We start from the raw sequence: 21,553 nt of genomic DNA, 5'->3' as shown, positions 1-21,553 counted from the left end.
TGGCGCACCGTGACCGCCGGACCCGAGCCCCTCCCGGCGGCGACCGGGGGGTGAGGAGCTGCCCGTAGACTTGGGGGTCGGCCCGTACGGTGCCGACCCAACTCCTCCAAGCCCACGGGACTGCGCTTCATGTCGCTCACGATCGGAATCGTCGGCCTGCCGAACGTCGGCAAGTCGACCCTGTTCAACGCCCTGACCAAGAACGACGTGCTGGCGGCCAACTACCCGTTCGCCACCATCGAGCCGAACGTCGGCGTCGTCGGCGTCCCGGACGCGCGCCTGGCCAAGCTCGCCGAGATCTTCGGCTCCCAGCGCGTCCTCCCGGCGACCGTCGACTTCGTCGACATCGCCGGCATCGTGCGCGGCGCCAGCGAGGGCGAGGGCCTGGGCAACAAGTTCCTCGCCAACATCCGCGAGTCCGACGCGATCTGCCAGGTCGTGCGCGCCTTCACCGACCCGGACGTGGTGCACGTGGACGGCAAGGTGTCGCCCAAGGACGACATCGAGACCATCCACACCGAGCTGATCCTGGCCGACCTCCAGACGATTGAGAAGGTCCTGCCGCGGCTCCAGAAGGAGGCGCGCCTCAAGAAGGACACCGCCCCCGTGCTGGCCGCCGCCGAGGCCGCGCAGGCCGTCCTGGAGACCGGCAAGACCCTCTTCGAGGCCGGCTTCGACACCGCCCCGATCCGCGAGCTGCACCTGCTGACCGCCAAGCCCTTCCTCTACGTCTTCAACGTGGACGAGGAGGAGCTGGCCGACGAGGACTTCAAGAACGCCCAGCGCGCGCTGGTCGCCCCGGCCGAGGCCATCTTCCTGAACGCCAAGATCGAGTCCGAGCTGATCGAGCTGGACGACGCCGAGGCGCTGGAGCTGCTCCAGTCGATGGGTCAGGAGGAGCCCGGCCTGGCCACCCTCGCCCGGGTCGGCTTCGACACCCTCGGCCTGCAGACCTACCTCACCGCCGGTCCCAAGGAGACCCGCGCGTGGACCATCAAGAAGGGCGCCACGGCCCCCGAGGCGGCCGGTGTCATCCACACCGACTTCCAGAAGGGCTTCATCAAGGCCGAGGTCATCTCCTTCGCCGACCTCGTCGAGACCGGCTCCGTCGCCGAGGCCCGCTCCAAGGGCAAGGCCCGCATCGAGGGCAAGGAGTACGTCATGCAGGACGGCGACGTGGTGGAGTTCCGCTTCAACGTCTGAGCGGCCGGCACGGCGGCACGTCGCTGACGCCGCTGGCAGCACGGGGGAAGGGGCCGGACTCCGTGGAGTCCGGCCCCTTCGGCGTCACCCGCGCCGGACGGGTGCCGGACGTTCCGGTGCGGGACCGGCGGTGATCAGGTCTCGTAGACGGTGGACCGGTGTCCCACGTGGACGACCCAGACCACCAGCTCCCCGTTGTCGATCGTGTAGACGACGCGGTAGTCGCCGACGCGCAGGCGGCGTCGGTCGGGCCGGGACACGAGTGCGGTCGTGTTGAAGCCGAGCGGGTCGGTCTCCAGCTCGGTCAGCTTGGCCAGGATGCGCAGCGCCGTGTCGCGGGGGATCTTCCGGAGCTCGGCCTGCGCCTCGGGGCGGAAGACGGTCCGGTACTCACTCACCGCGTGCCAGCGTCTCCCTCATGATGTCCTCGATCGGGATACCGGGCGCCGGGGTGGCCATGCGCTCGTCGATGATCCGATTGATCTCGCGCTCTTCCCACTCCTGGTACCTGCGCAGCACCTCGATGGAGACGACGGCCGCGACCTGCTTGCCCCGGCGGGTGATGACCGTGGGCACGTCGTCGCGGTCCGCGCGCTCCACGACCTCCGCCAGGTGGGCGCGCACGTCCCGGATGGACTCTATGGGCAGCGGCTGTGTCATGCGCCCAAGAGTACCGAGTGTCCCATGTGTACACAACGGGAATGCGTTCCGCTCCGGATCGGCCGGGACGGCGGGGCTGGGGCCTTCGGTCGTTCGGGATCCGGTGAAGGGCGGTCCGGCGGGCGGGGGTTCCTCTACGCTGAAGCGGACAACCGGGCTGTGGGGGAGAGGTGTTGGGCGTGGAGGTCGCGCTCGCGGTCGAGCCGGCGGGGGACGGGCGGGAGGGCGAGCAGGCCGAGGCCGCGGGCTCGCTGCGCCGGTGGCTGCTGGCGGAGCCCGAACTGCGGGGCAGTGAGGTGCGGGCCGGGGCGGCCGATCCGGCGGAGGGCCGGATGGGGGAGGTCCTGGAGGTCGTCAACGTGGTGCTGGCCAACGGCATCGCGCTGGCCGGCCTGGTCACCGCCGTGGCGACCTGGCGGGACGCGCGCCGGGGGAGGCCGCGGGTGCGGATCGAGTGCGGCGGCGCCACGGTGGTGGTCGAGGGCGGCTCCGCCGAGGAGGTCCGCCGGATCCTGGAGCAGCTGGAGCGGCCCGCTCCGCCCGGGCTCCCGGCCCAGTCGGCACGGCCGGGCGCTGCGGCGCCGGTCCCGGCGACCGGAGACGCCGAGTAGCCGTGGCCGCACTGGCGGACCCGGGCCGGTCGGCGGCCGTGCTCATCGGGGTCCACGACTACCTCCACCTGGAAGGGCTGCCGGCCGTGGCGGCGAACCTGGAGGCGCTGCGCAGGGTGCTCACTGACCCGGCGGTGTGGGGGCTGCCCGCCGGGGCGTGCACGGTGATCGCCCAGCCGGGCAGCGCGCGGCAGGTGCTGGACACCGTCCGGGAGAAGGCGCGCGAGGCCACCGACACCCTGCTGGTCTACTACGCCGGCCACGGCCTGACGGACGACTACACGGACGAGCTGCACCTGACCCTGCCGGACACCGTCCGCGACTCCGAGTACACCGCGCTGCGGTACGAGTCCCTGCGGCGCGCGGTGCTCGACCCGCAGGCCCGGGCCCGGCGCACGGTGGTGGTGCTGGACTGCTGCTACAGCGGCCGGGCGCTGGCCGGCGCGATGAGCGCGGGTGAGCACATCGCCGACCAGGCCGTGATCAACGGCAGCGTGGTGCTCACCGCGACCTCGGCGACCAGGGCCGCCCTCGCGCCTCCCGGGGAGCGCTACACGGCCTTCAGCGGGGAACTCATCGGGCTGCTGGAGGCGGGGCTGCCCGGCGGGCCGGACCTGCTCGACATGGAGACCCTCTTCCGGCAGCTGGCGCAGCGGCTCTCGGAGAAGTCCCGGCCGATACCGCAGAAGCGCAGCCGGGACGACGGCAGCCGGATCGCGATCGCCCGCAACCGGGCCGCCGCGGTGCGGCCGGCGCCGAGCGGCGCGCCGGGGCACGGCGAACGGCGCGCGGGCGAGGAGCGGCGCCGGACGGCGGAGGCGGACGCCCGGGAGAAGCTGCGTCAGGCGGCCCGGCTGGTGGCGGTGCTGGCGGCCAAGCCGGATCCGGACTTCGCGCTGTTCTGGCTCGCGGTGCCGGTGGCGCGCGAGCTCTTCGGGGAGGGCTCGCTGGAGCCCGTCGGTGTGGTGGAGCCGGGGACGTGGTACCTGGCCGTCGACGGGCAGGGCGGCGCCCTGCGGGTGCAGCTGGCGGACGGCACGACGGGGTTCCTGCTCGACGTCGACGGGATCCAGAACGGCAACGCCGACCCGCCGGAGGCCGCGGAGCCGGAGGGCGGGGGACCGGAGGCCGCGGAGCCGGAGTTCTCGCCGTACTGGCTGGCAGTGCCCGCGACCCGTCCGCTGCTCGCGCTGGACGGGTCGTGGAATCCGGTGGGCGAGGTTCGGCCGGGCACCTGGTACCTCGGTGTCGAGGAGCGGGGGGCCGCCCTGGTCGTCCAGCTCCCGGACGGAACGCAGGGACTGTTGCTCGACCTGAGCGGGATCCAGCGGGACGGCACCGACCACGCGGAGGCCGGGGAGGTCGACTTCGTGCCGTTCTGGTTCGTGCTGCCGCTGGAACACCACCCGTTGATGGCGGAGGACGGTTCGGACCGCAGGGTGGGGGTGCTGGAGGCGGGGCGGTGCTACCTGGCCCTGCAGCATCGGGGCCAGGGCCTGCTCGTCCAGGCGTCGGCCACCGCCCGGGGGCTGCTCCGTACGACGCACGGTGTCCGGCGGGGGACCAAGGGCCGCGCCGGGGACGTGCGCCGGCTGTCCAAGCTGATCGACGCCGCTTCGGCGACCGGTCCGAGCCCGGACTTCCAGCCGTTCTGGTTCGCGGTTCCGGAGGTGCGTCCGCTGTTCGGGGCGACGGCCCGGGAGCCGGTCGGAGTCCTGCTGCCGGGGTCGTGGTACCTCGCGCTCGAGGCCCGCGGCACCGCCCTGGTCGCCCAGCTGCGCAGCGGCCGCAAGGGCCTGCTGCTCGACGCGGCGGGCATCCAGCGCGGGTGACCGCGCCGGACGGGTGACCGCGCCGGACGCACCGGTCAGCGGCGGACGGTGACGGTCAGGGTGCCGTCGGGGCCGGCGGTGACGGTGACGTCCCGGAGGGTGTCGGCGTGGGCGTCGGGGCGGTGGGCGAGGGCGCGCGGGCCGATGCCGACGACGCGCACGCCGGCCGCGCGGGCGGCCTCGATGCCGGCGCCGGAGTCCTCGAAGGCGAGGCAGTCGGCGGGGGCGTGGCCGAGGGCGGCGGCGCCCTTGAGGAAGCCCTCCGGGTCGGGCTTGCTGGCGCCGACGGACTCGGCGGTGATCAGGACGGGCGGCAGCGGCAGGCCGGCGGCGGCCATCCGGACGGTGGCGAGCGGCTCGTCGGCGGAGGTGACCAGGGCGTGCGGCAGGTCGGCGAGGGCGGTCAGGAAGGCGGGAGCCCCGGGCACGGGGACGACGCCGTCGGTGTCGGCGCGCTCCTCGGCGAGCATCCGACGGTTCTCGGCGAGGTTGACCTCGACGGGGCGGTCGGGGAGGAGGGCGGCCATGGTCGCGTGGCCCTGGCGGCCGTGGGCGACGGCCAGGACGGCGGCGGGGTCGAGGCCCTGCCGTTCGGCCCAGCGGCCCCAGCACCGCTCCACGACGGCGTCGGAGTTGACCAGGGTGCCGTCCATGTCGAGGAGGAGGGCGTGGGCGGTCAGCTGGATCGGGGCGGCGGGCATGGGGAGGCTCCTCGCGGGCGCGGCGGACGGACGACGCAGGGCTGAGTCGTTTGTTCCTCGATGATACAAAATATCATCCGAGCAAGTGGGCGTTGACCGCCCGGGCCTCCTCGGCGAGCTCCGGCAGCTCCACCACCTCGACCCCCGCCGCCTCCAGCAGCGCGGCCCCCTGGCAGTCGGTGACGAAGAGGTCCGGCTCGCGCCACGCCACCACCACCCGCGGCACGCCCGCCGCGATGAGCAGCCGGGCGCACGGCACCGGCCGCGAGGCCCGTCGGCCGCACGGTTCCAGCGAGCTGTACACGGTCGCGCCGCGCAGCCGCGGGTCGTCGGCCGGGAGCTTGCCGAGGGCCGCCTCCTCGGCGTGGGCGTGCGCGTCGACCTCCCGGCTGTAGCCCTCCGCCAGTACCTCGCCGTCGGCGCCGACGATCACCGCGCCGACCGAGAAGGCGGTCTCGGACGGCGGGCAGCTGCGGGAGAGTTCGACGGCCCGGCGCAGGTGGTCGAGGTCGGTGGTCACGCGGCGGACTCCTTCGGGGCGTACCTGAGCAGGACGACGTCGCCCACCGTACGCGCCTCCAGCAGGCGCATCCGCCGGGCCGGTCCGCCGGGGAAGGCGGCCGGGCGGACGAACCGCGGCGCCCCGGCCTGGCCGACCAGCAGCGGGGCGACGGCCAGCTGCAGTTCGTCGGCAAGCCCCTGCGCGAGGAACTGGGTGTGCACCCCGCTGCCGCCCTCGACCATCAGCCGGCGCACCCCCCGCGCGCCCAGGTCGTCCAGCACCGTGCCGAGGTCCACCGACCCGCCGAGCGCCACCACGTCGGCCAGGCCGTCCAGGCGGGGGCGCAGCACCGCCGCGCCGGCGTCGGTGGTGTAGGCGAGCTTGGCGCCCCCGGTGTGCCAGAAGCGCAGGCCGGCGTCGAGGGCGCCGCTCGCGCTGAGCGTCACCTTCAACGGGTACGCGGGGCGGCCGGCCGCGAGCCGGGCGGCCCGGCGGTCGGGGTCGTTGACCAGCAGGCGCGGGTTGTCGGTGCGCAGCGTGTTGCCGCCGACCAGGACCGCGTCGGCGGCCGCGCGCTCCGCGTCGACCCGGTCGAAGTCGGCCCGGTTGGAGAGCAGCAGGCGTTCGGGGGAGGCGTCGTCGAGGTGTCCGTCGAGCGACACGGCGGCGCTCAGCAGGACGAAGGGGCGCTGGCCGGGCATGGCGGGTGACCGTTCTGTCGGGTGGGCCTCCACGGTACGGCCGGCGTGGGTGCCGGGGCGGTCGAGTGTTCGAGGAATGAGACGAATCTTCTCGGAATGTGGATGACCGGCTAGCGTTCGGAGTGTCGCGGAACCGACCACGTCCCAGGGGGGATCCCATGACCGGACAGCAGCCCGTCGTCTACACCCACGGCCACCAGGAGGCGGTGCTGCGCTCGCACCGCTCCCGGACGGCGGCCGACTCCGCCGCCTACCTGCTGCCCGAACTGCGCCCGGGTCAGGTCCTGTTGGACATCGGTTGCGGCCCCGGCACGATCACCGCCGACCTGGCCGAACTGGTCGGCCCGACCGGGCGGGTGGTGGCCGTCGACACCTCCGCCGAGGTGCTGGCGCAGGCCGCCGGGTACGTGGCCGAACGCGGCCTGGCCAACGTCGTCTTCGAGGTCGCCGACGTGCACCGGCTGCCCTTCCGGGACGGCGGGTTCGACGTCGTGCACGCCCACCAGGTGCTGCAGCACGTGGCCGACCCGGTCACCGCGCTGCGGGAGATGCGCCGGGTGGCGGCGCCGGGCGGCGTGGTCGCGGCCCGGGACGTCGACTACGCCTCGATGACCTGGTTCCCCGAGGCGCCGGCGCTGGACCGCTGGCTGGAGCTGTACGAGCGGATCGCCCGGGCCAACGGCGGCGAGCCGGACGCCGGGCGGCGGCTGCTGTCCTGGGCCCGGGCGGCGGGCTTCGCCGAGGTCACGGCGGGCGCGAGCACCTGGACGTACGCGACGCCCGGGCAGCGGGCCTGGTGGGGCGGGATGTGGGCGGACCGGGTGACGGGCACGGCGATCGGCCGGGCGGCGGTGGAGCGGGGGCTGGCGGACCGGGCCGAGCTGGAGTCGATCGCGGCCGGCTGGCGGGAGTGGACCGCCGAGGACGACGGCTGGTTCTCGATGCTGCACGGCGAGATCCTGGCGCGCGGCTGACGACGCGGCTGACTGCGTGGCCGGCGGCGCGGCGGGCCGGGCGGGTGCTCCCGCGGTCGACGGGTGGCGGCCGTCGGCCGCCCGGTGCGCGGTGGACCGGGGAAAACGTTCGCGCGGACGTTCGGAAAGATCGGATAAAGTCGCGCGTCCGCTCGACCCGGACTCCTTCGGGCCGCTCCGGCCCGCTGCCGGGGGCGGGCCGACGAGTCGCACTGCCGAGCTGATGCCCGTACCGGCGGGCCGGGGGAGTCCACGTGTCCAAGCCTGAGTCCGAGCCGCCCGTGTCGGGGCCGGAGCCCGCCGCGGTGGACCTGCGCAAGCCGGCCGACGCGGCACCCGCCCAGCCCGCCCCGCCCGTGCCCACCGCTGCCCCGGAGCCGTCCCCGTCCGCCGACGCGCCTGCCGACCCGTGGGCCGCGCCCGCCGGGCCCCCCGCACCCGCCGCGCCGTGGCCGGCCCCCCAGCCCGCGCCCGCGCCGCCCACCCGTGGCGGCTGGGCCGCGGTGCCCCCGGCCGCGCAGTCCGGCTTCCAGCCCGGCTTCGCCTATCCCCAGGCCGCCCCCGCCACCAACGGCTTCGCGGCCGCCTCCCTGGTCACCGGCCTGGTCCTGGTGGCGCCGCTGGCCCTGCTGTTCGGCATCATCGGGCTGGTCCAGATCAACCGCCGCGGCGAGCGCGGCTTCGGGATGGCGCTGACCGGCCTGGTGCTCGGCGGGGTCGGGACGGCGCTGATGTCCCTGGCCGTCGTCGGGCTGTCCGTCGACGGCCCGGACGACCGGTCGGGCCGGCCCCCGAAGGCCCCGGCCGGCTCGGTCGCCTGGGCCGCGCTGAAGTCCGGGGACTGCTACAACACCCCCGAGAACGGCAGCCGGAGGGATCCCGCGGGCGGCGACGAGACGCTGTTCTGGGTGCGCCGGGTGCCGTGCTCCGCCCCGCACCACGGCGAGGTGGCCGGGACGGCCATGATCCCGTCCCCCCACGGTCCGTCCTACCCGGGCGAGAGCCGGGTCCGCGAGGTGGCCGCCGAGCTGTGCCGCAAGGTGCTCGACGACTACGCGCTCGACCAGTGGGCCGTCCCGGACGGCATGGACGACGTCTACCTCTACCCGACCCAGGGCAACTGGAAGTCCGGCGAGCGCTACGTGACCTGCGCCTTCGAGGACCGCGAAGGGGACCACCTGGGGACGGTCCGCACCGACCGGAGCAAGCTGACCCCCGCCCAGCTGGCCTACCTGGACGCCGTCCGCGGCTTCAACGACGTCTACGGGAAGCAGCCGAAGAAGTCCGTCGCCGACGCGCCGTCCGAGTACCGGGACTGGGCCCGGCTGATGGCCCTGGCCTCGCACGCCGAGGCTACGGCGCTGGGCAAGGACTCGAACGGGTGGCCGGCCGAGGTCAAGCCGACGGTCGACCGGCTGGCCGCCGCCCAGCGGGCGGCCGCCGGCTCCTGGGACGCCGCGGCCGCCGGCGCCGACCTGGAGGGCGACGTCCGCCGGGCCAGGGCGCTGGTGACCAAGACGGTGCCGCTCAGCGTGGAGATCCGGCGCGGGCTCGGCCTGTCCACCGGCGAGCAGGTGCCCGACCTCCAGGTCTGAGACGCCGCCCGCCCGCGGCGGATTCGGTTACCCGCCGTTAACACCGTCCGTACTCGCCGGTAGCGCGCCGCGCGTAGCCTCGCGGCGGCGGATCCCCGGCCAGACCCCCACGCCGGCCGGGGATACGCTCCCGCCATGGACGCCTTTCGGGTGATGCGCCAGGACGACAACGGCAACCGTTACCTCGTCGCCGGGGGGCTGGAACGGGCCGAGGCGGAACGGCTGGCGGCGGAGTTCGAGGCCCGCGGCCACAAGCAGCTGTACTGGGTCGAGGACGAGGCCGCGGGTGCGCCCGGGGGCGACCGGGGCCCGGGCCGGCCGGGGGCGGGCGCGCCCACGCCGTAAGGTCGGGGCCATGGACCAGGCCAGCGGGACACCCACCGGAACCAGGATCGTCGTCGGCGGCGCGCTCATCCACCGCGGGCGGGTGCTCGCCGCCCGGCGCAGCGCGCCCGCGTCGGTGGCCGGGCGCTGGGAGTTCCCGGGCGGGAAGGCCGAGCCGGGCGAGACCGAGGCGCAGGCGCTGGAGCGGGAGCTGCTGGAGGAGCTGGGCGTCCGGGCCCGGGCGCTGCGGCGGCTGCCGGGCGCCTGGACCGTCCGGCCGGGCCTGGAGCTGCGGTTCTGGGCGGCCGAGCTGCTCGCCGGTGACCCGCGTCCGCTGGAGGACCACGACGAGCTGCGCTGGCTCGGGCCCGCCGAGCTGGAGGGCGTCGACTGGATCGACCACGACCGGGACGTCCTGCCGCACGTCGCCCGGTTGCTGGCCGGCTGACCCGACGGACCGACCGGTGCGCCCGCCCGCGTGTCGGGGTGCGACGCGCTGGGCACGGGGTAGGTCAATCGGACAAGACGACCCGCCGTCCGGGATAGCCTGGGTCCTGCTGGGTATGTCACGTTTCGGGACCATTCGTCACCATCGGTGAGCCGCCCCAGCCGGCGACGCCGATCCCGACCAGAGCCGGAGGCCCCGTCGGTGTCGAGTACCGGGAACGGCGGCGCGGGAGCACGGCGGCCGGGCGCCGCAGGGAGCGCCGCCGCCCGCGCCCGGCTGCGCCGGGGCACCCCGCCCGGCACCCCGCAGCCCCCGGTCGGCCGCCGCCGGCGGGAGACGGGCGAGGGCCCCGACGTCCCGGGCCCCGAGCAGCCGGGCCCCGCCCTGGCCGTGCCCGACCCGGGCGCCCAGCCCGGCCTGCGCAGCCGCCCCGGCCGGCCCTTCCCCGGCGGCCCCTCGGACGCCCCGCGCGGCACCGGCGCACCGACCGAGGGCAGCCTGCTGGACATGCTGAAGGTCGCCATCGCGATCCTGGACACCGCCGGGCGGGTGGTCCTCTGGAGCCCGGCCGCCGAGGAACTCCTCGGCTGGCCGAACGAGCTGCTGGTCGGCCGCCGGATCGAGGAACTGATCCCCGACCAGGAGCAGGTCTCCCGGATCCGTTCCGCGGTCCAGGACACCCTGCGCAACGGCCGCTGGGCGGGCAACGCCGAACTGCGCGACCGGGACGGCGCACCCGTCGCCGTCGAGGCCCGGATCTCCCTCCTGGTGGACGGCGACGGCACCCCGTTCCTGCAGGTCAGCCTGGCCGAGGCGGCCGCCGTCCGGGCCGTCGAGCGGGACCTCGCCGTCCGCGACGCCCTGTTCGAGCAGTCCCCGCTGGGCATCGCCATCCTGGACACCGACCTGCGCTACACCGCCGTCAACCAGACCCTCGCCGAGATGAACGGCGTCGCCACCGACGACCACGTCGGCCGGACCACCGGCGAGACCCTCCCCGAACGGGCCGCCGACGAGATCACCGCCATCCAGCGCCAGGTGCTGGCCACCGGCGAGCCCGTCATCGACGTCACCCTCGCCTCCCCGGTCACCGCCCGCTCGGGCTACCGCTCGATCTCCTACAGCCGGATGACCGACCGTGCCGGCCGGGTGCTCGGCATCTCCGGCACCGTGATGGACGTGACCGAGCGCTACCGGGCCGTCGCCAAGGTCGAGCACGCCCGGCGCCGGCTCTCGCTGCTCAACGAGTTCGGCTCCCGGGTCGGCGACCTGCTCGACGCCTCCCGGATCGCCCAGGAACTCGCCAGCTCCGTCGTCCCCCGCCTCACCGACCACTCCGCGGTGATCCTGCTGCAGGCCGTCGCGCACGGTGACGACCTGCCCCGGCACGGCCACGACCGGCGCACCTCGCTGCTCCAGCTCGGCACCGCCTCCGTCCAGGACGGCCCCGAGGTCGAGGTCATGCTCCGCCGCGGCGCCCGGATCACCTTCGCCGAGGACTCCGCCTGCGGGCGGGTGCTGCGCACCGGCGTCCCCGAGCTGCTCTCCGGAGCCGACCAGCTCGACGACGTCACCTACCCGGGCGATCCGAAGATGCAGGCCGCGCACGACCTGGGCGTGCACTCGATGCTGGTCGTGCCGCTGCGCGCCCGCGGCATCGTGATCGGCCTGCTGCTGGTCAGCCGGGCCGGCTACCGCGAGGGCTTCGACCGGGACGACCTGGCCTTCACCGTCGAGCTGGCCGACCGGGCCGGGAGCTCGCTCGACAACGCCCGCCTCTACGCCCGCGAGCGCACCGCCGCGCTCACCCTCCAGCGCACCCTGCTCCCGCAGCAGGTCCCGCAGCCCACCGGCGTCGAGGTCGCCTACCGGTACGTGCCCGGCAGCAGCGGCACCGAGGTCGGCGGCGACTGGTTCGACGTCATCCCGCTGCCCGGCGACCGCACCGCCCTGGTGGTCGGCGACGTGATGGGCCACGGCCTGCGGGCCGCGGCCACCATGGGCCGGCTGCGCACCGCCGTCCGGGTGCTGGCCGCCCTCGACCTGCCGCCGGACGTCCTGCTGCGGCACGTCCACGAGCTGGCCGACGACCTGGCCCAGGGGCCGGACGAGGCCCTGCTCGCCACCTGCGTCTACGCCGTGTTCGATCCGGGGACGGCCAGGCTCACCGTCGCCAAGGCCGGACACATCCCGCCCGTCCTGGTGGTGCCGGGCGAGGAGGGCGAGGAACCGACCCGGACCGGCGGCCCGCTGCCCGGCGGCACCGGACGGATCCTCGACCTGCCCTCCGGCGCCCCGCTCGGCGTCGGCGGCGTCCCGTTCGAGTCCGTCGAGCTGAAGATCCCCGAGGGCAGCCTGCTCGCCCTCTGCACCGACGGCCTCGTCGAGTCCCGGGACAAGGACCTCGACGTCGGCCTCGGCCGGCTGGTCACCGTGCTCCAGGCCCCGCACGCCTCCATCCAGGCCGCCTGCGAGGCGGTGCTGGACACCATGGAACAGGGCCGCGAGCCCGACGACGTGGCGCTGCTGCTCGCCCGGCTCGGCCACGGACAGGCCGGCACCCCGACCGCGGGCTGGACCCTGCCCGCCGAGCCCACCGCCGTCTCCCGGGCCCGCCGGCTGGTGCGCTCCACCCTCGCGGAGTGGGGCGTCGAGCAGCTCACCGACGTCGCCGAGCTGCTGGTCAGCGAGCTGGTCACGAACGCCGTCCGGTACGCCAGCGCCCCCATCGGGGTGCGCCTGACCCTCGGCGAGACGCTGCTGGTCGAGATCTCCGACCCGCTGCCCGACCCGCCCCGGGAGCGCCACGCGGCCGAGGCCGACGAGGGCGGCCGGGGCCTGGAGCTGGTCCGCCGGCTGGCCCTGCGCTGGGGCGCCCGGGCCGAGGGGATCGGCAAGGTGGTCTGGTTCGAGCAGGCGCTGCCGGGTAATGAGCCCGACGGGTCGTGAGCGGGGCGCGGCGAGCGGACCACCGAGGGTGTGCGCGCCGGGCCGGAGACGAGGAGAACAGTGCGGCACGTGCCGGTAGGCGGCCGGGGGGAGCGCGCGCTCCGGAAGGGGGCGCGGGCGTGGCATTGTGGTTGCGCGGGCGGTAGGACAAAAACCTTCGCCCGATCTGATGTTGTGATGTTGAGGGCGTGTGAACGTACCCCTCGATGATGAATACTCGGTCTTCTCGACATCCGGACGGTCGCGGGTTGGAGGGGTCGGTCCGTTGAACAGCACCCCGGCGCGGAACGCGCCGAGCAGCAGCGGTCATGCCGCCGTGCCCGGGCAGGTCGGCGCACCACAGCTGCCCGTGCGCGCCGCCCAGGCGGGCGGCGACGGCGCGAGCCGCATCCGCACCGGCCGCCCGGCGGCCGACGGCCACCCGTGGGGTGCCGGCGACCCGGGCTCGATCTACGACTACATCCGGGTCGCCACCTTCGCGATCGGCCCCGACGGGCGGATCAGCCAGTGGAGCGAGCGCGCCGCCGAGTTCTTCGGCGTCCCCGCCCCCGACGCCGTCGGCGCCGACCCGATCACCACCTTCGTCCCCCGCGAACTCTGGCAGCGCGGCCGCGCCCGGCTGGAGCGCACCCTGGCCGGCGAGGAGTGGGTCGGCACCACCCCCTACCGGGACGCCGCCGGCGGCGAGGGCCTCGCCGAGCTCTACCTGATGCCCGACAGCGCCCTGCCCACCGCCGGGGCCACCTGCCTCGCCGTCGACCTCGGCCGGCTGCGCCGCATCGAGACCGACCTCGCCGCCTCCGAGGCCGTCTTCGGCCAGACGCCCACCGGCTTCATCCTGTTCGACGACCGGCTGCGCCTGCAGCGGGTCAACGACGCCTTCGCCTCCGGCATGGGCCTGGCCCCCACCGACCTCGAGGGCCTCACCCCGCACGACCTCTTCCCGCCCTCCGAGGCCGACCGGCTCACCGCCGCCCTGCGCAAGGTCCTCGCCACCGGCGAACCCGTCTTCGACCTGCGCTTCCACGGCGCCGTCCCCACCCGCGAGGGCAACCGGCTCTGGGCCGTCTCGCTGTACCGGCTCAACGGCACCGCCGGACAGCCCATCGGCGTCGCCGGGCAGGTCTCCGACGTCACCAGCCGGCACGTCGCCGAGCGCGAGGCCGACGGCGTGCGCCGCAACCTCGCCCTGCTCAACGAGGCCAGCGCGCACATCGGCTCCACCCTCGACCTGGAGACCACCGCCAAGGAACTGCTCGACGTCGTCGTCCCGCCGTTCTGCGACCTCGCCACCGTCGACCTCTACACCGCGCTGCTCTCCGGCGAGACCGTCCCCAGCGCCGGCCGCCTGGGCGACACCGTGCTCACCGACGGCAGCGGCGAACTGCGCCGGGTCGCCGTCTCCAGCGTCGTCGGCGGAGCCTCCTCCGTCCTCGGCTCGGTCACCGGCCTGCCCATCGCCGAAGCCGGCGGGACCCTCTGTTACCCGCGCCGCTCCCCGCACGCCAGGGCGCTGCGCACCGGCCGCAGCGTCATCCCCGAGCCCGGCCCCGACCCACTGCTGCGCTCCACGCTGATCGTCCCGCTGGTCGCCCGCGACCAGGTGCTCGGACTCGTCCAGCTGTCCCGCGCCATCGGCAGCGAGCCCTTCGACGCCCGCGACGTCGCCATCGCCGAGGAACTCGTCGCCCGCGCCGCCGTCTGCATCGACAACGCCCGGCTCTACCGCCGCGAGCACGAGCGCGCCCTGATCCTCCAGCGCAGCCTGCTGCCCCCGGGCAACCCGGCCGCCAGCGGCCTGGAGATCGCCTGCCGCTACCTGCCCAGCAACAACAACACCGAGGTCGGCGGCGACTGGTTCGACGTCATCCCGCTGCCCGGCAACCGCACCGCCCTCGTCATCGGCGACGTCATGGGCCGCGGCCTGCGCGCGGCCGTCGCCATGGGACAGCTGCGCACCGCCGTCCGCACCCTCGCCATGCTCGACCTCGACCCCGCCGAGGTGCTCGGCGCCCTCGACGAGATCGCCCGCGGCCTCGGCGACGACTCCGCGCCCGCCAGCCCGCCCACCCAGTACGGCCGGCTCACCTCCACGGCCGACGAGGAGGCCCGCGAGGTCTACCTGGCCACCTGCGTCTACGCGGTCTACGACGCCGTCACCCGGCGCTGCGTCTTCGCCAACGCCGGCCACCTGCCGCCCGTCCTGCTCAGCCCCGGCGAACCCGCCCGGATGCTCGACGTACCGCCCGGCCTGCCGCTCGGCGTCGGCGGCGAGCCCTTCGAGGAGGTCGAGCTGACCCTCCCCGACGGCGCCGTCCTCGGCCTCTACACCGACGGCCTGGTGGAGAGCCGCAAGCACCAGCTGGACGAGGGCCTGCGCGCCTTCCGCACCGCGCTCTCCGCCGAGGGCCGGAGCCTGGAGAACCTCTGCGACCACGTCCTCGGCGAGCTCAACCCGCACCACGGCGAGGACGACATCGCCCTGCTGATGGCCAAGGTGCACGCCTTCCCCGAGGACGCCGTCGGCAACTGGTTCCTGCCGCCCGAGCCGACCTCCGTCGCCAAGGCCCGAGAACTGGCCTGCAGCTGGCTGCTCGCCCGCGGCCTGGACGAGCTCGTCGACACCACCGAACTGCTGGTCAGCGAACTCGTCACCAACGCGCTCAAGCACGGCCGGGGCGAGATCCGGCTGCGACTGCTGCGTGAGCGCAGCATGGTCTGCGAGGTCTGGGACGACGGCTACGCCCAGCCCCGGCAGCGGCGCGCCCAGGAGACCGACGAGGGCGGGCGCGGCCTGCAGCTGGTCAGCCTGCTGGCCGAGCGCTGGGGCAGCCGGCGCACGCCCAAGGGCAAGATCGTCTGGTTCGAGCTGGGGCTGTAGCCGGATCGGCCGTCCGGGTGCAGTCGCCCGGCGGCCGCCGTGTCGGCCCCGGGCGGGGCGCCCGGTCGGCGTTCCATGGCCGCCATGCGCGTCCGCCAGCTCACCGCCGCAGCCGCCGCGCTGCTGCTCGCCGCCGTCCTCGGCGGCTGCTCCGAGGACCAGGCCCCGGCCCGCACCCCGGCCCCCGCCCCCGCACCCGCCTCGGCCGACCCGACCACCAGCACCGGGGACGTCCGGCCCGCCGACCGCACCGACGTGCGGGACGGCGGCACGCTGCGCTGGGCCGTCGACGGCGTCCCGGCCACCCTCGACGTCTACCAGGACGCCGCGACCGCCGACTCGGCGCTGATCGCCCACGCCCTCTACCCCTCGCTGTTCCGGCCCGACGAGCACGGCCGGCTCGTCCCCGACCCGGACTACCTGGAGGGCGCCGAGTCCACCCCGCCCGGGCGGCTGCCCCAGGTCGTCACCTACCGGCTCAACCGGCACGCCGTCTGGAGCGACGGCACCCCGCTCTCCGCCGCCGACCTCACCGCGCAGCGGGCCGCCCTCTCCGGCCTCGACCCCGCCTACCGGGGCGCCCACCCGGCCGGGTACGACGCCATCGACTCGATCACCGCGGGCGCCGACCCGCACGAGGTCAGGGTCACCTTCCGGCGGCCCTGCGCCGAGTGGCGCGCCCTGTTCGGGCCGCTCTACCCGGCCGCCGAGACCGCCACCGCGGACGCCTTCAACCGGCCGCTGACGGGCGGGCCCCACCCGACCGCCGGTCCGTACGCGGTGTCCCGCTACGACGCCGCCGGCGGGACGGTCACCGTCGTCCGCAACCCGCTGTGGTGGGGCGACCGGCCGAAGAGCGACCGGATCGACTTCCTCGCCACACCGCCCGAGCGGCGCCTCGACGCCCTCGACCAGGACCGGCTGGACATCGCCCCGCTCACCGCCGCGGTCGACCGGGCGGCGCCCGCGCCCGCCACCGCCCCGGCCGGGCTCACCCCCGTACCCGTCCCCGGCGCGGTGCCGCCCGCCCCCGTGCCGCCCGCCGCCGCACCGGAGGCGGCGGCGCGGGCCCTGCGGCGGGCCGAGGCGCTGCCCGGCGTCACCGTCCACCGGGCCGCTGCCGCCTCGCTCACCCAGCTCACCCTCAACGCAGCCCGCGCCCCGCTCACCGACCCGGCCCTGCGCCGCGCCCTCGTCCGCGCCGTCGACCGTCGGCGGATCGCCGAGGCGGCACTCGGCCCGCTCGGTCTGCCCGCCGCCCCGCTCGGCAGCCACCTGCTCGCCGGCGACCAGGACGGCTACCGCGACAACAGCGCGGCCGCCGGCCCCGACGCCGCCGCCCGGCTGCTCGACCGGGCCGGCTGGAAGCGCCCCGGCGCCGGCCGCACCCGGGCCAAGGACGGCCGGGAGCTCGCCCTCACCCTGCTCGTCCCGGCCGGCTCCGCGACCGCCGGGCGCACCGCCGAGGCGCTCACCGCCGACCTCGCCGAGTCCGGCGTGGCGGTGCGGGCGGTCACCGCGCCCGCCGACACCTTCGTCCGGGACCACCTCGCCGCCGGGGACTACGACCTCGCCCTGTTCTCCTGGCCGGCCGGCGCCAGCCCCGCGGGCGAGCAGCGGCCCGCCTACGCCAAGCCCCGGCCCGACGCCGACGGCGCCCTCGACCCCGGCGGCAACTACGGCCGCAGCGGCACCGAGGAGATCGACCGGCTCTTCGACCGCGCCGCCGCCGAACTCGACCCCGCCGCCCGCCTCGACCTCCTCCAGGAGGCGGACGTCCGGATCTGGCAGCTCGGGCACTCGGTGCCCCTCTACCAGCGGCCCGAGCTGGTCGGCGTCCGCGCGGACCTCGCCGGCGCCGGCGCCTGGGGCTTCGCCTGGCCGCGCTTCCAGGACATCGGCCGGAACGCCTAGGACGGGGCCCCGGACGTGATCCAGCTGTGATCTTGATCCCGCCCGACCTGGTCGTTTCTGCTCACCTGGGCGGTTCCCCGTACGATAGGAGGAAGCCGAGGCATGTCCATATGCCCGGCGGGTGGACCGGTAGTAGCAGGCGGAACGGGCGGCGGCGATCAACAGGGATCGCAGGTCGGCGTCTCGCGGCCGGGCGCCGCAACCCACGATTCCGGGAGAATCAGCTAGGCATGCCCACGCGCAACGACATCCGCAACGTCGCCATCGTCGCCCACGTCGACCACGGCAAGACCACCCTGGTCGACGCCATGCTGAAGCAGGCCGGCGCCTTCGCCGCCCACCAGCAGCTGGACGACCGGATGATGGACTCGAACGACCTGGAGCGCGAGAAGGGCATCACCATTCTCGCGAAGAACACCGCCGTCAAGTACCACCCCAAGGACGGTGGCGCGCCGATCACCATCAACATCATCGACACCCCGGGCCACGCCGACTTCGGTGGCGAGGTCGAGCGCGGTCTGTCGATGGTGGACGCGGTCGTCCTGCTGGTCGACGCCTCCGAGGGTCCGCTGCCGCAGACCCGCTTCGTGCTCCGCAAGGCGCTCACCGCGCGCCTGCCCGTCATCCTCTGCATCAACAAGACGGACCGCCCGGACTCCCGGATCGACGAGGTCATCAACGAGACCTACGACCTGTTCCTGGACCTGGACGCGGACGAGGACCAGATCGAGTTCCCGATCGTCTACGCCTGCGCCCGTGACGGCGTCGCCTCGCTGACCAAGCCGGAGAACGGCACCGTCCCGGCCGACAGCACCAGCCTGGAGCCGTTCTTCTCCACCCTGCTGGAGCACGTCCCCGCGCCGACGTACGAGGAGGACGCGCCGCTGCAGGCCCACGTCACCAACCTCGACGCCGACAACTTCCTCGGCCGCATCGCGCTGCTGCGCGTGGAGCAGGGCGAGCTGCGCAAGGGCCAGACCGTGGCCTGGATCAAGCGCGACGGCTCGATCCAGAACGTCCGCATCTCCGAGCTGCTGATGACCGAGGCGCTCACCCGCAAGCCGGCCGAGGTGGCGGGCCCGGGTGACATCTGCGCCGTCGCCGGCATCTCCGAGATCATGATCGGCGAGACCCTCGCCGACACCGAGAACCCGATCGCCCTGCCGCTGATCACGGTGGACGAGCCGGCCATCTCGATGACCATCGGCACCAACACCTCGCCGCTGGTCGGCCGCGGCGGCAGCGGCAAGGGCGCGGACGCCAAGTCCGGCGCCAAGGTGGACCGCAAGGTCACCGCCCGCCAGGTGAAGGACCGCCTGGACCGCGAGCTGATCGGTAACGTGTCGCTGCGCGTGCTGGACACCGAGCGCCCGGACGCCTGGGAGGTGCAGGGCCGCGGTGAGCTGGCGCTGGCCATCCTGATCGAGACCATGCGCCGCGAGGGCTTCGAGCTGACCGTCGGCAAGCCGCAGGTGGTCACCAAGGAGGTCAACGGCAAGACCCACGAGCCGGTCGAGCGACTGACCGTGGACGTGCCGGAGGAGCACATGGGCGCGGTCACGCAGCTCATGGGCGTCCGCAAGGGCCGGATGGACAACATGTCCAACCACGGCTCGGGCTGGGTCCGGATGGAGTTCGTGGTGCCGTCCCGCGGCCTGATCGGCTTCCGCACCGAGTTCCTGACCAGCACCCGAGGCACCGGCATCGCGCACTCGATCCACGAGGGCCACGAGCCGTGGTTCGGCCAGCTGTCCACCCGCAACAACGGCTCGCTGGTCGCCGACCGCGCCGGTGTGGTGACCGCCTTCGCGATGACCAACCTGCAGGAGCGCGGCGTGCTCTTCTGCGAGCCGGGCACCGAGGTGTACGAGGGCATGATCGTCGGTGAGAACTCGCGCTCCGACGACATGGACGTGAACATCACCAAGGAGAAGAAGCTCACCAACATGCGGTCGTCGAACGCCGACGTCGCGGAGTCGATCGTCCCGCCGCGCAAGCTCTCGCTGGAGCAGTCGCTGGAGTTCTGCCGCGAGGACGAGTGCATCGAGGTGACCCCGGAGACGGTTCGCATCCGTAAGGTCGTGCTGGACCAGAAGGACCGCGGGCGCACCGCTTCGCGCGCCAAGAAGGCGTGATCAGGTCGTCCTGAACGGCCTTTGGCCGAAAGTTCGCCCCCCTTTCCGATGGAGAGGGGGGCGAACTTTTTCAACTACCGCAAGTTGTCGACGCGCGTATAAACGGAATATCGCTTACCACAGCCGGGTGTCCGCTGAGCGAACACGACACTCCGTCATGCATGACGACTGTCCGTTTGGTACCTGTCTGGCTATGTCTCTTATGTCCGGTTTTCGAAACTTACCGACCGTTCATGTGACCTAATTGAGATCGGCATTGGTCACTTTCGTGTCCGTGCGTGACGGATAGTGGAGCCAGTCAGGCTCGGGTCAAGGGTTAACGCGCAGGGGTGCGCGCCGAAACCACGAGCGCGGACGGCACAGCGGATCCGGTATCAACCTTCCGCGGTGCTCTCCTCGTTGGATAGTCGATTTCAGGAGGCATCCCCCATGCGCGGTGCAACCACGACCAAGTGGGTTGTCGCGGCTACCGCGATCGCCCTTGCGGCGACCGCTTGCAGCACGAGCTCGAAGAGCAGCGACAAGGCCGCGTCCGGCGGCGGCAGCATCGCCGTCCAGCTCGGTGAGCCGCAGAAGGGTCTGATCCCGCAGAACACCGCCGAGTCCGAGGGCAACCAGGTCCTCTACGCGCTGTTCACCGGTCTGGTCGACTACGACAAGAAGACCAACGCCCCGCGCCTGCAGGTGGCCGAGTCGATCGAGACCACGGACTCCAAGGTCTGGACGATCAAGCTCAAGGACGGCTACACCTTCCACAACGGTGAGAAGGTCACCTCCAAGTCCTTCGTGAAGGCCTGGAACTGGGGCGCCAACCAGGACAACGCCGCCGAGGGCATGCCGTTCTTCGACAAGATCGAGGGCTCCGAGCAGCTGGCCCCGGGCAAGGACAAGAAGCCCACCGCCACCGAGCTGTCGGGCCTGAAGGTCGTCGACGACAAGACCTTCACCGTCACCCTGAAGAACCCGTTCTCCCAGTTCAAGACCATGCTGGGCTACAGCGCGTTCTACCCGCTGCCCGACGCGTTCTTCGCCGACCCGAAGGCCTTCGGCGAGAACCCGATCGGTGACGGCCCGTTCCAGATGGACGGCGCCTGGGAGCACAACAAGCAGATCAAGATCAAGCGATTCGACAACTACGGCGGCACCAAGGCCAAGCTGCAGAACGTCACGTTCAAGATCTACGACAACCTGGACACCGCGTACAACGACCTGCGCGCCGACAACATCCAGGCCACCAACAAGCTCCCGATCTCCGCCATGTCCTCCGTGGCCAGCGAGTTCGGTGACCGCTACATCAACAAGCCGGAGTCGGGCGTCGGTTACATCGGCTTCCCGATCGCCTACAACCCGGCCTACGCCAAGCCCGAGATCCGCAAGGCGATCTCGATGGCGATCGACCGGGACCAGATCACCAAGACGATCTTCGCCGGCACCCGCGTCCCGGCCTCGGACTTCATCAGCCCGCTGATCAACGGCTACCGCAAGGACGCCTGCGGCGACGCCTGCAAGTACGACCCGGCGAAGGCCAAGGACCTCTTCACCCAGGCCGGCGGTCTGCCGAACAACACCCTGGAGCTCGGCTACAACGCCGACGGCGGCCACAAGGAGTGGATCGAGGCCGTCGGCAACCAGCTGAAGAAGAACCTCGGCGTCGAGGTCACCTTCAAGCCGTTCGAGAAGTTCGGCAAGATCCTGGACGCGCTGCAGGCCAAGCAGTACCAGGGCGCCTTCCGCATGGCGTGGCAGATGGACTACCCGTCGATCGAGAACTACCTCCGTCCGATCTTCTCGAAGGTCGCGATCGAGAGCGGCTCGAACTACGGCGGCTACGTCAACGAGGACTTCGAGAACCTGCTGAACCAGGCCGACCAGGCGAAGACCGAGGACGAGGGCATCAAGCTCTACCAGCAGGCCGACGACATCCTCATCAAGGAGATGCCGTACATCCCGGTCTACAGCTACCAGGCCTCGGCGGCGTACACGAAGAAGATCAAGAACTTCGACACCGACGCCCAGTCGCGTTACAACCTGGCCGAAGTCGAGCTGGCCGGCTGATCCGGTAGTCAGACGAATGGGGGCGGGTGGACCGGACCACAGTCCGAGTCCTCCCGCCTCCCTTCCTT

At 73.6% G+C, this 21,553-nt stretch carries 15 protein-coding genes and 1 pseudogene; 12 read left to right on the top strand and 4 right to left on the bottom strand.

The features are described 5' to 3' along the window. Positions 1–129 precede the first annotated feature (129 nt). Positions 130–1,203 (top strand): redox-regulated ATPase YchF, encoded by a 1,074-nt coding sequence (gene ychF, locus ACFYUY_RS27240; protein ID WP_360210850.1) that lies wholly within the window; start codon positions 130–132, stop codon positions 1,201–1,203. Between the two features lie 134 nt (positions 1,204–1,337). Here the strand turns inward: ychF and ACFYUY_RS27235 are convergent, their stop codons facing one another. Next, on the bottom strand, positions 1,338–1,601 hold the full coding sequence (locus tag ACFYUY_RS27235; protein WP_360210848.1) for a type II toxin-antitoxin system RelE/ParE family toxin: 264 nt from the start codon (positions 1,599–1,601) through the stop codon (positions 1,338–1,340). Further along, complete coding sequence (locus ACFYUY_RS27230) at positions 1,594–1,863, bottom strand: type II toxin-antitoxin system Phd/YefM family antitoxin (RefSeq protein WP_360210846.1); 270 nt, start codon at positions 1,861–1,863, stop codon at positions 1,594–1,596. Before ACFYUY_RS27230 ends, ACFYUY_RS27235 begins: the two co-directional genes overlap by 8 nt. 179 nt (positions 1,864–2,042) lie before the next feature. Between ACFYUY_RS27230 and ACFYUY_RS27225 the strand changes: the two genes are divergently transcribed. Both ACFYUY_RS27225 and ACFYUY_RS27220 read left to right on the top strand, forming a co-directional pair. Continuing rightward, positions 2,043–2,474, top strand: coding sequence for a hypothetical protein (locus ACFYUY_RS27225; RefSeq protein WP_360210844.1), 432 nt, complete (start codon positions 2,043–2,045; stop codon positions 2,472–2,474). A gap of 2 nt (positions 2,475–2,476) precedes the next feature. Next, the gene (locus tag ACFYUY_RS27220; RefSeq protein ID WP_387904458.1) at positions 2,477–4,306 is read left to right on the top strand and encodes a caspase family protein; all 1,830 of its coding nucleotides are present in this window, start codon (positions 2,477–2,479) and stop codon (positions 4,304–4,306) included. Positions 4,307–4,341: 35 nt separating this feature from the next. On the opposite strand, the gene ACFYUY_RS27215 is transcribed toward ACFYUY_RS27220, so the two are convergent. Together ACFYUY_RS27215 and ACFYUY_RS27210 are read right to left on the bottom strand one after the other, a co-directional pair. After that, entirely contained in the window at positions 4,342–5,007 is a 666-nt protein-coding gene (locus ACFYUY_RS27215; protein ID WP_360210840.1) for an HAD-IA family hydrolase, read from the bottom strand. Positions 5,008–5,080: 73 nt separating this feature from the next. Beyond that, positions 5,081–6,210 (bottom strand): annotated as a pseudogene (locus tag ACFYUY_RS27210) (dihydrofolate reductase family protein). A 158-nt stretch (positions 6,211–6,368) separates the two neighbouring features. Here ACFYUY_RS27210 and ACFYUY_RS27205 point away from each other — a divergent pair. From ACFYUY_RS27205 to ACFYUY_RS27165, 9 genes are all read left to right on the top strand, one after another. Further along, on the top strand, positions 6,369–7,184 hold the full coding sequence (locus ACFYUY_RS27205; protein WP_387904455.1) for a methyltransferase domain-containing protein: 816 nt from the start codon (positions 6,369–6,371) through the stop codon (positions 7,182–7,184). 254 nt (positions 7,185–7,438) lie between these two features. Continuing rightward, positions 7,439–8,779 (top strand): DUF4190 domain-containing protein, encoded by a 1,341-nt coding sequence (locus ACFYUY_RS27200; RefSeq protein WP_387904452.1) that lies wholly within the window; start codon positions 7,439–7,441, stop codon positions 8,777–8,779. 135 nt (positions 8,780–8,914) lie between these two features. Beyond that, complete coding sequence (locus ACFYUY_RS27195; protein WP_360210834.1) at positions 8,915–9,124, top strand: SPOR domain-containing protein; 210 nt, start codon at positions 8,915–8,917, stop codon at positions 9,122–9,124. A 10-nt stretch (positions 9,125–9,134) separates the two neighbouring features. Then, entirely contained in the window at positions 9,135–9,551 is a 417-nt protein-coding gene (locus ACFYUY_RS27190) for an NUDIX domain-containing protein (protein WP_387904450.1), read from the top strand. 201 nt (positions 9,552–9,752) lie between these two features. Next, positions 9,753–12,500: a SpoIIE family protein phosphatase gene (locus ACFYUY_RS27185; protein ID WP_360210830.1), complete on the top strand. Its 2,748-nt coding sequence runs from the start codon at positions 9,753–9,755 to the stop codon at positions 12,498–12,500. Between the two features lie 388 nt (positions 12,501–12,888). Continuing rightward, a complete protein-coding gene (locus tag ACFYUY_RS27180; RefSeq protein WP_360210970.1) occupies positions 12,889–15,381 on the top strand; it encodes a SpoIIE family protein phosphatase in 2,493 nt (830 codons plus the stop codon). Positions 15,382–15,465: 84 nt separating this feature from the next. Beyond that, a complete protein-coding gene (locus ACFYUY_RS27175) occupies positions 15,466–17,295 on the top strand; it encodes an ABC transporter family substrate-binding protein (RefSeq protein ID WP_387904448.1) in 1,830 nt (609 codons plus the stop codon). Positions 17,296–17,525: 230 nt separating this feature from the next. Beyond that, entirely contained in the window at positions 17,526–19,430 is a 1,905-nt protein-coding gene (typA, locus tag ACFYUY_RS27170) for a translational GTPase TypA (protein ID WP_360210826.1), read from the top strand. A 429-nt stretch (positions 19,431–19,859) separates the two neighbouring features. Then, the gene (locus tag ACFYUY_RS27165) at positions 19,860–21,485 is read left to right on the top strand and encodes an ABC transporter substrate-binding protein (protein ID WP_360210824.1); all 1,626 of its coding nucleotides are present in this window, start codon (positions 19,860–19,862) and stop codon (positions 21,483–21,485) included. Positions 21,486–21,553 lie beyond the last annotated feature (68 nt).

The sequence above is a fragment of the Kitasatospora sp. NPDC004745 genome (assembly GCF_042873275.1).
Classification (GTDB): domain Bacteria; phylum Actinomycetota; class Actinomycetes; order Streptomycetales; family Streptomycetaceae; genus Kitasatospora.
This window is presented reverse-complemented; position numbering and strand designations above follow the sequence as displayed.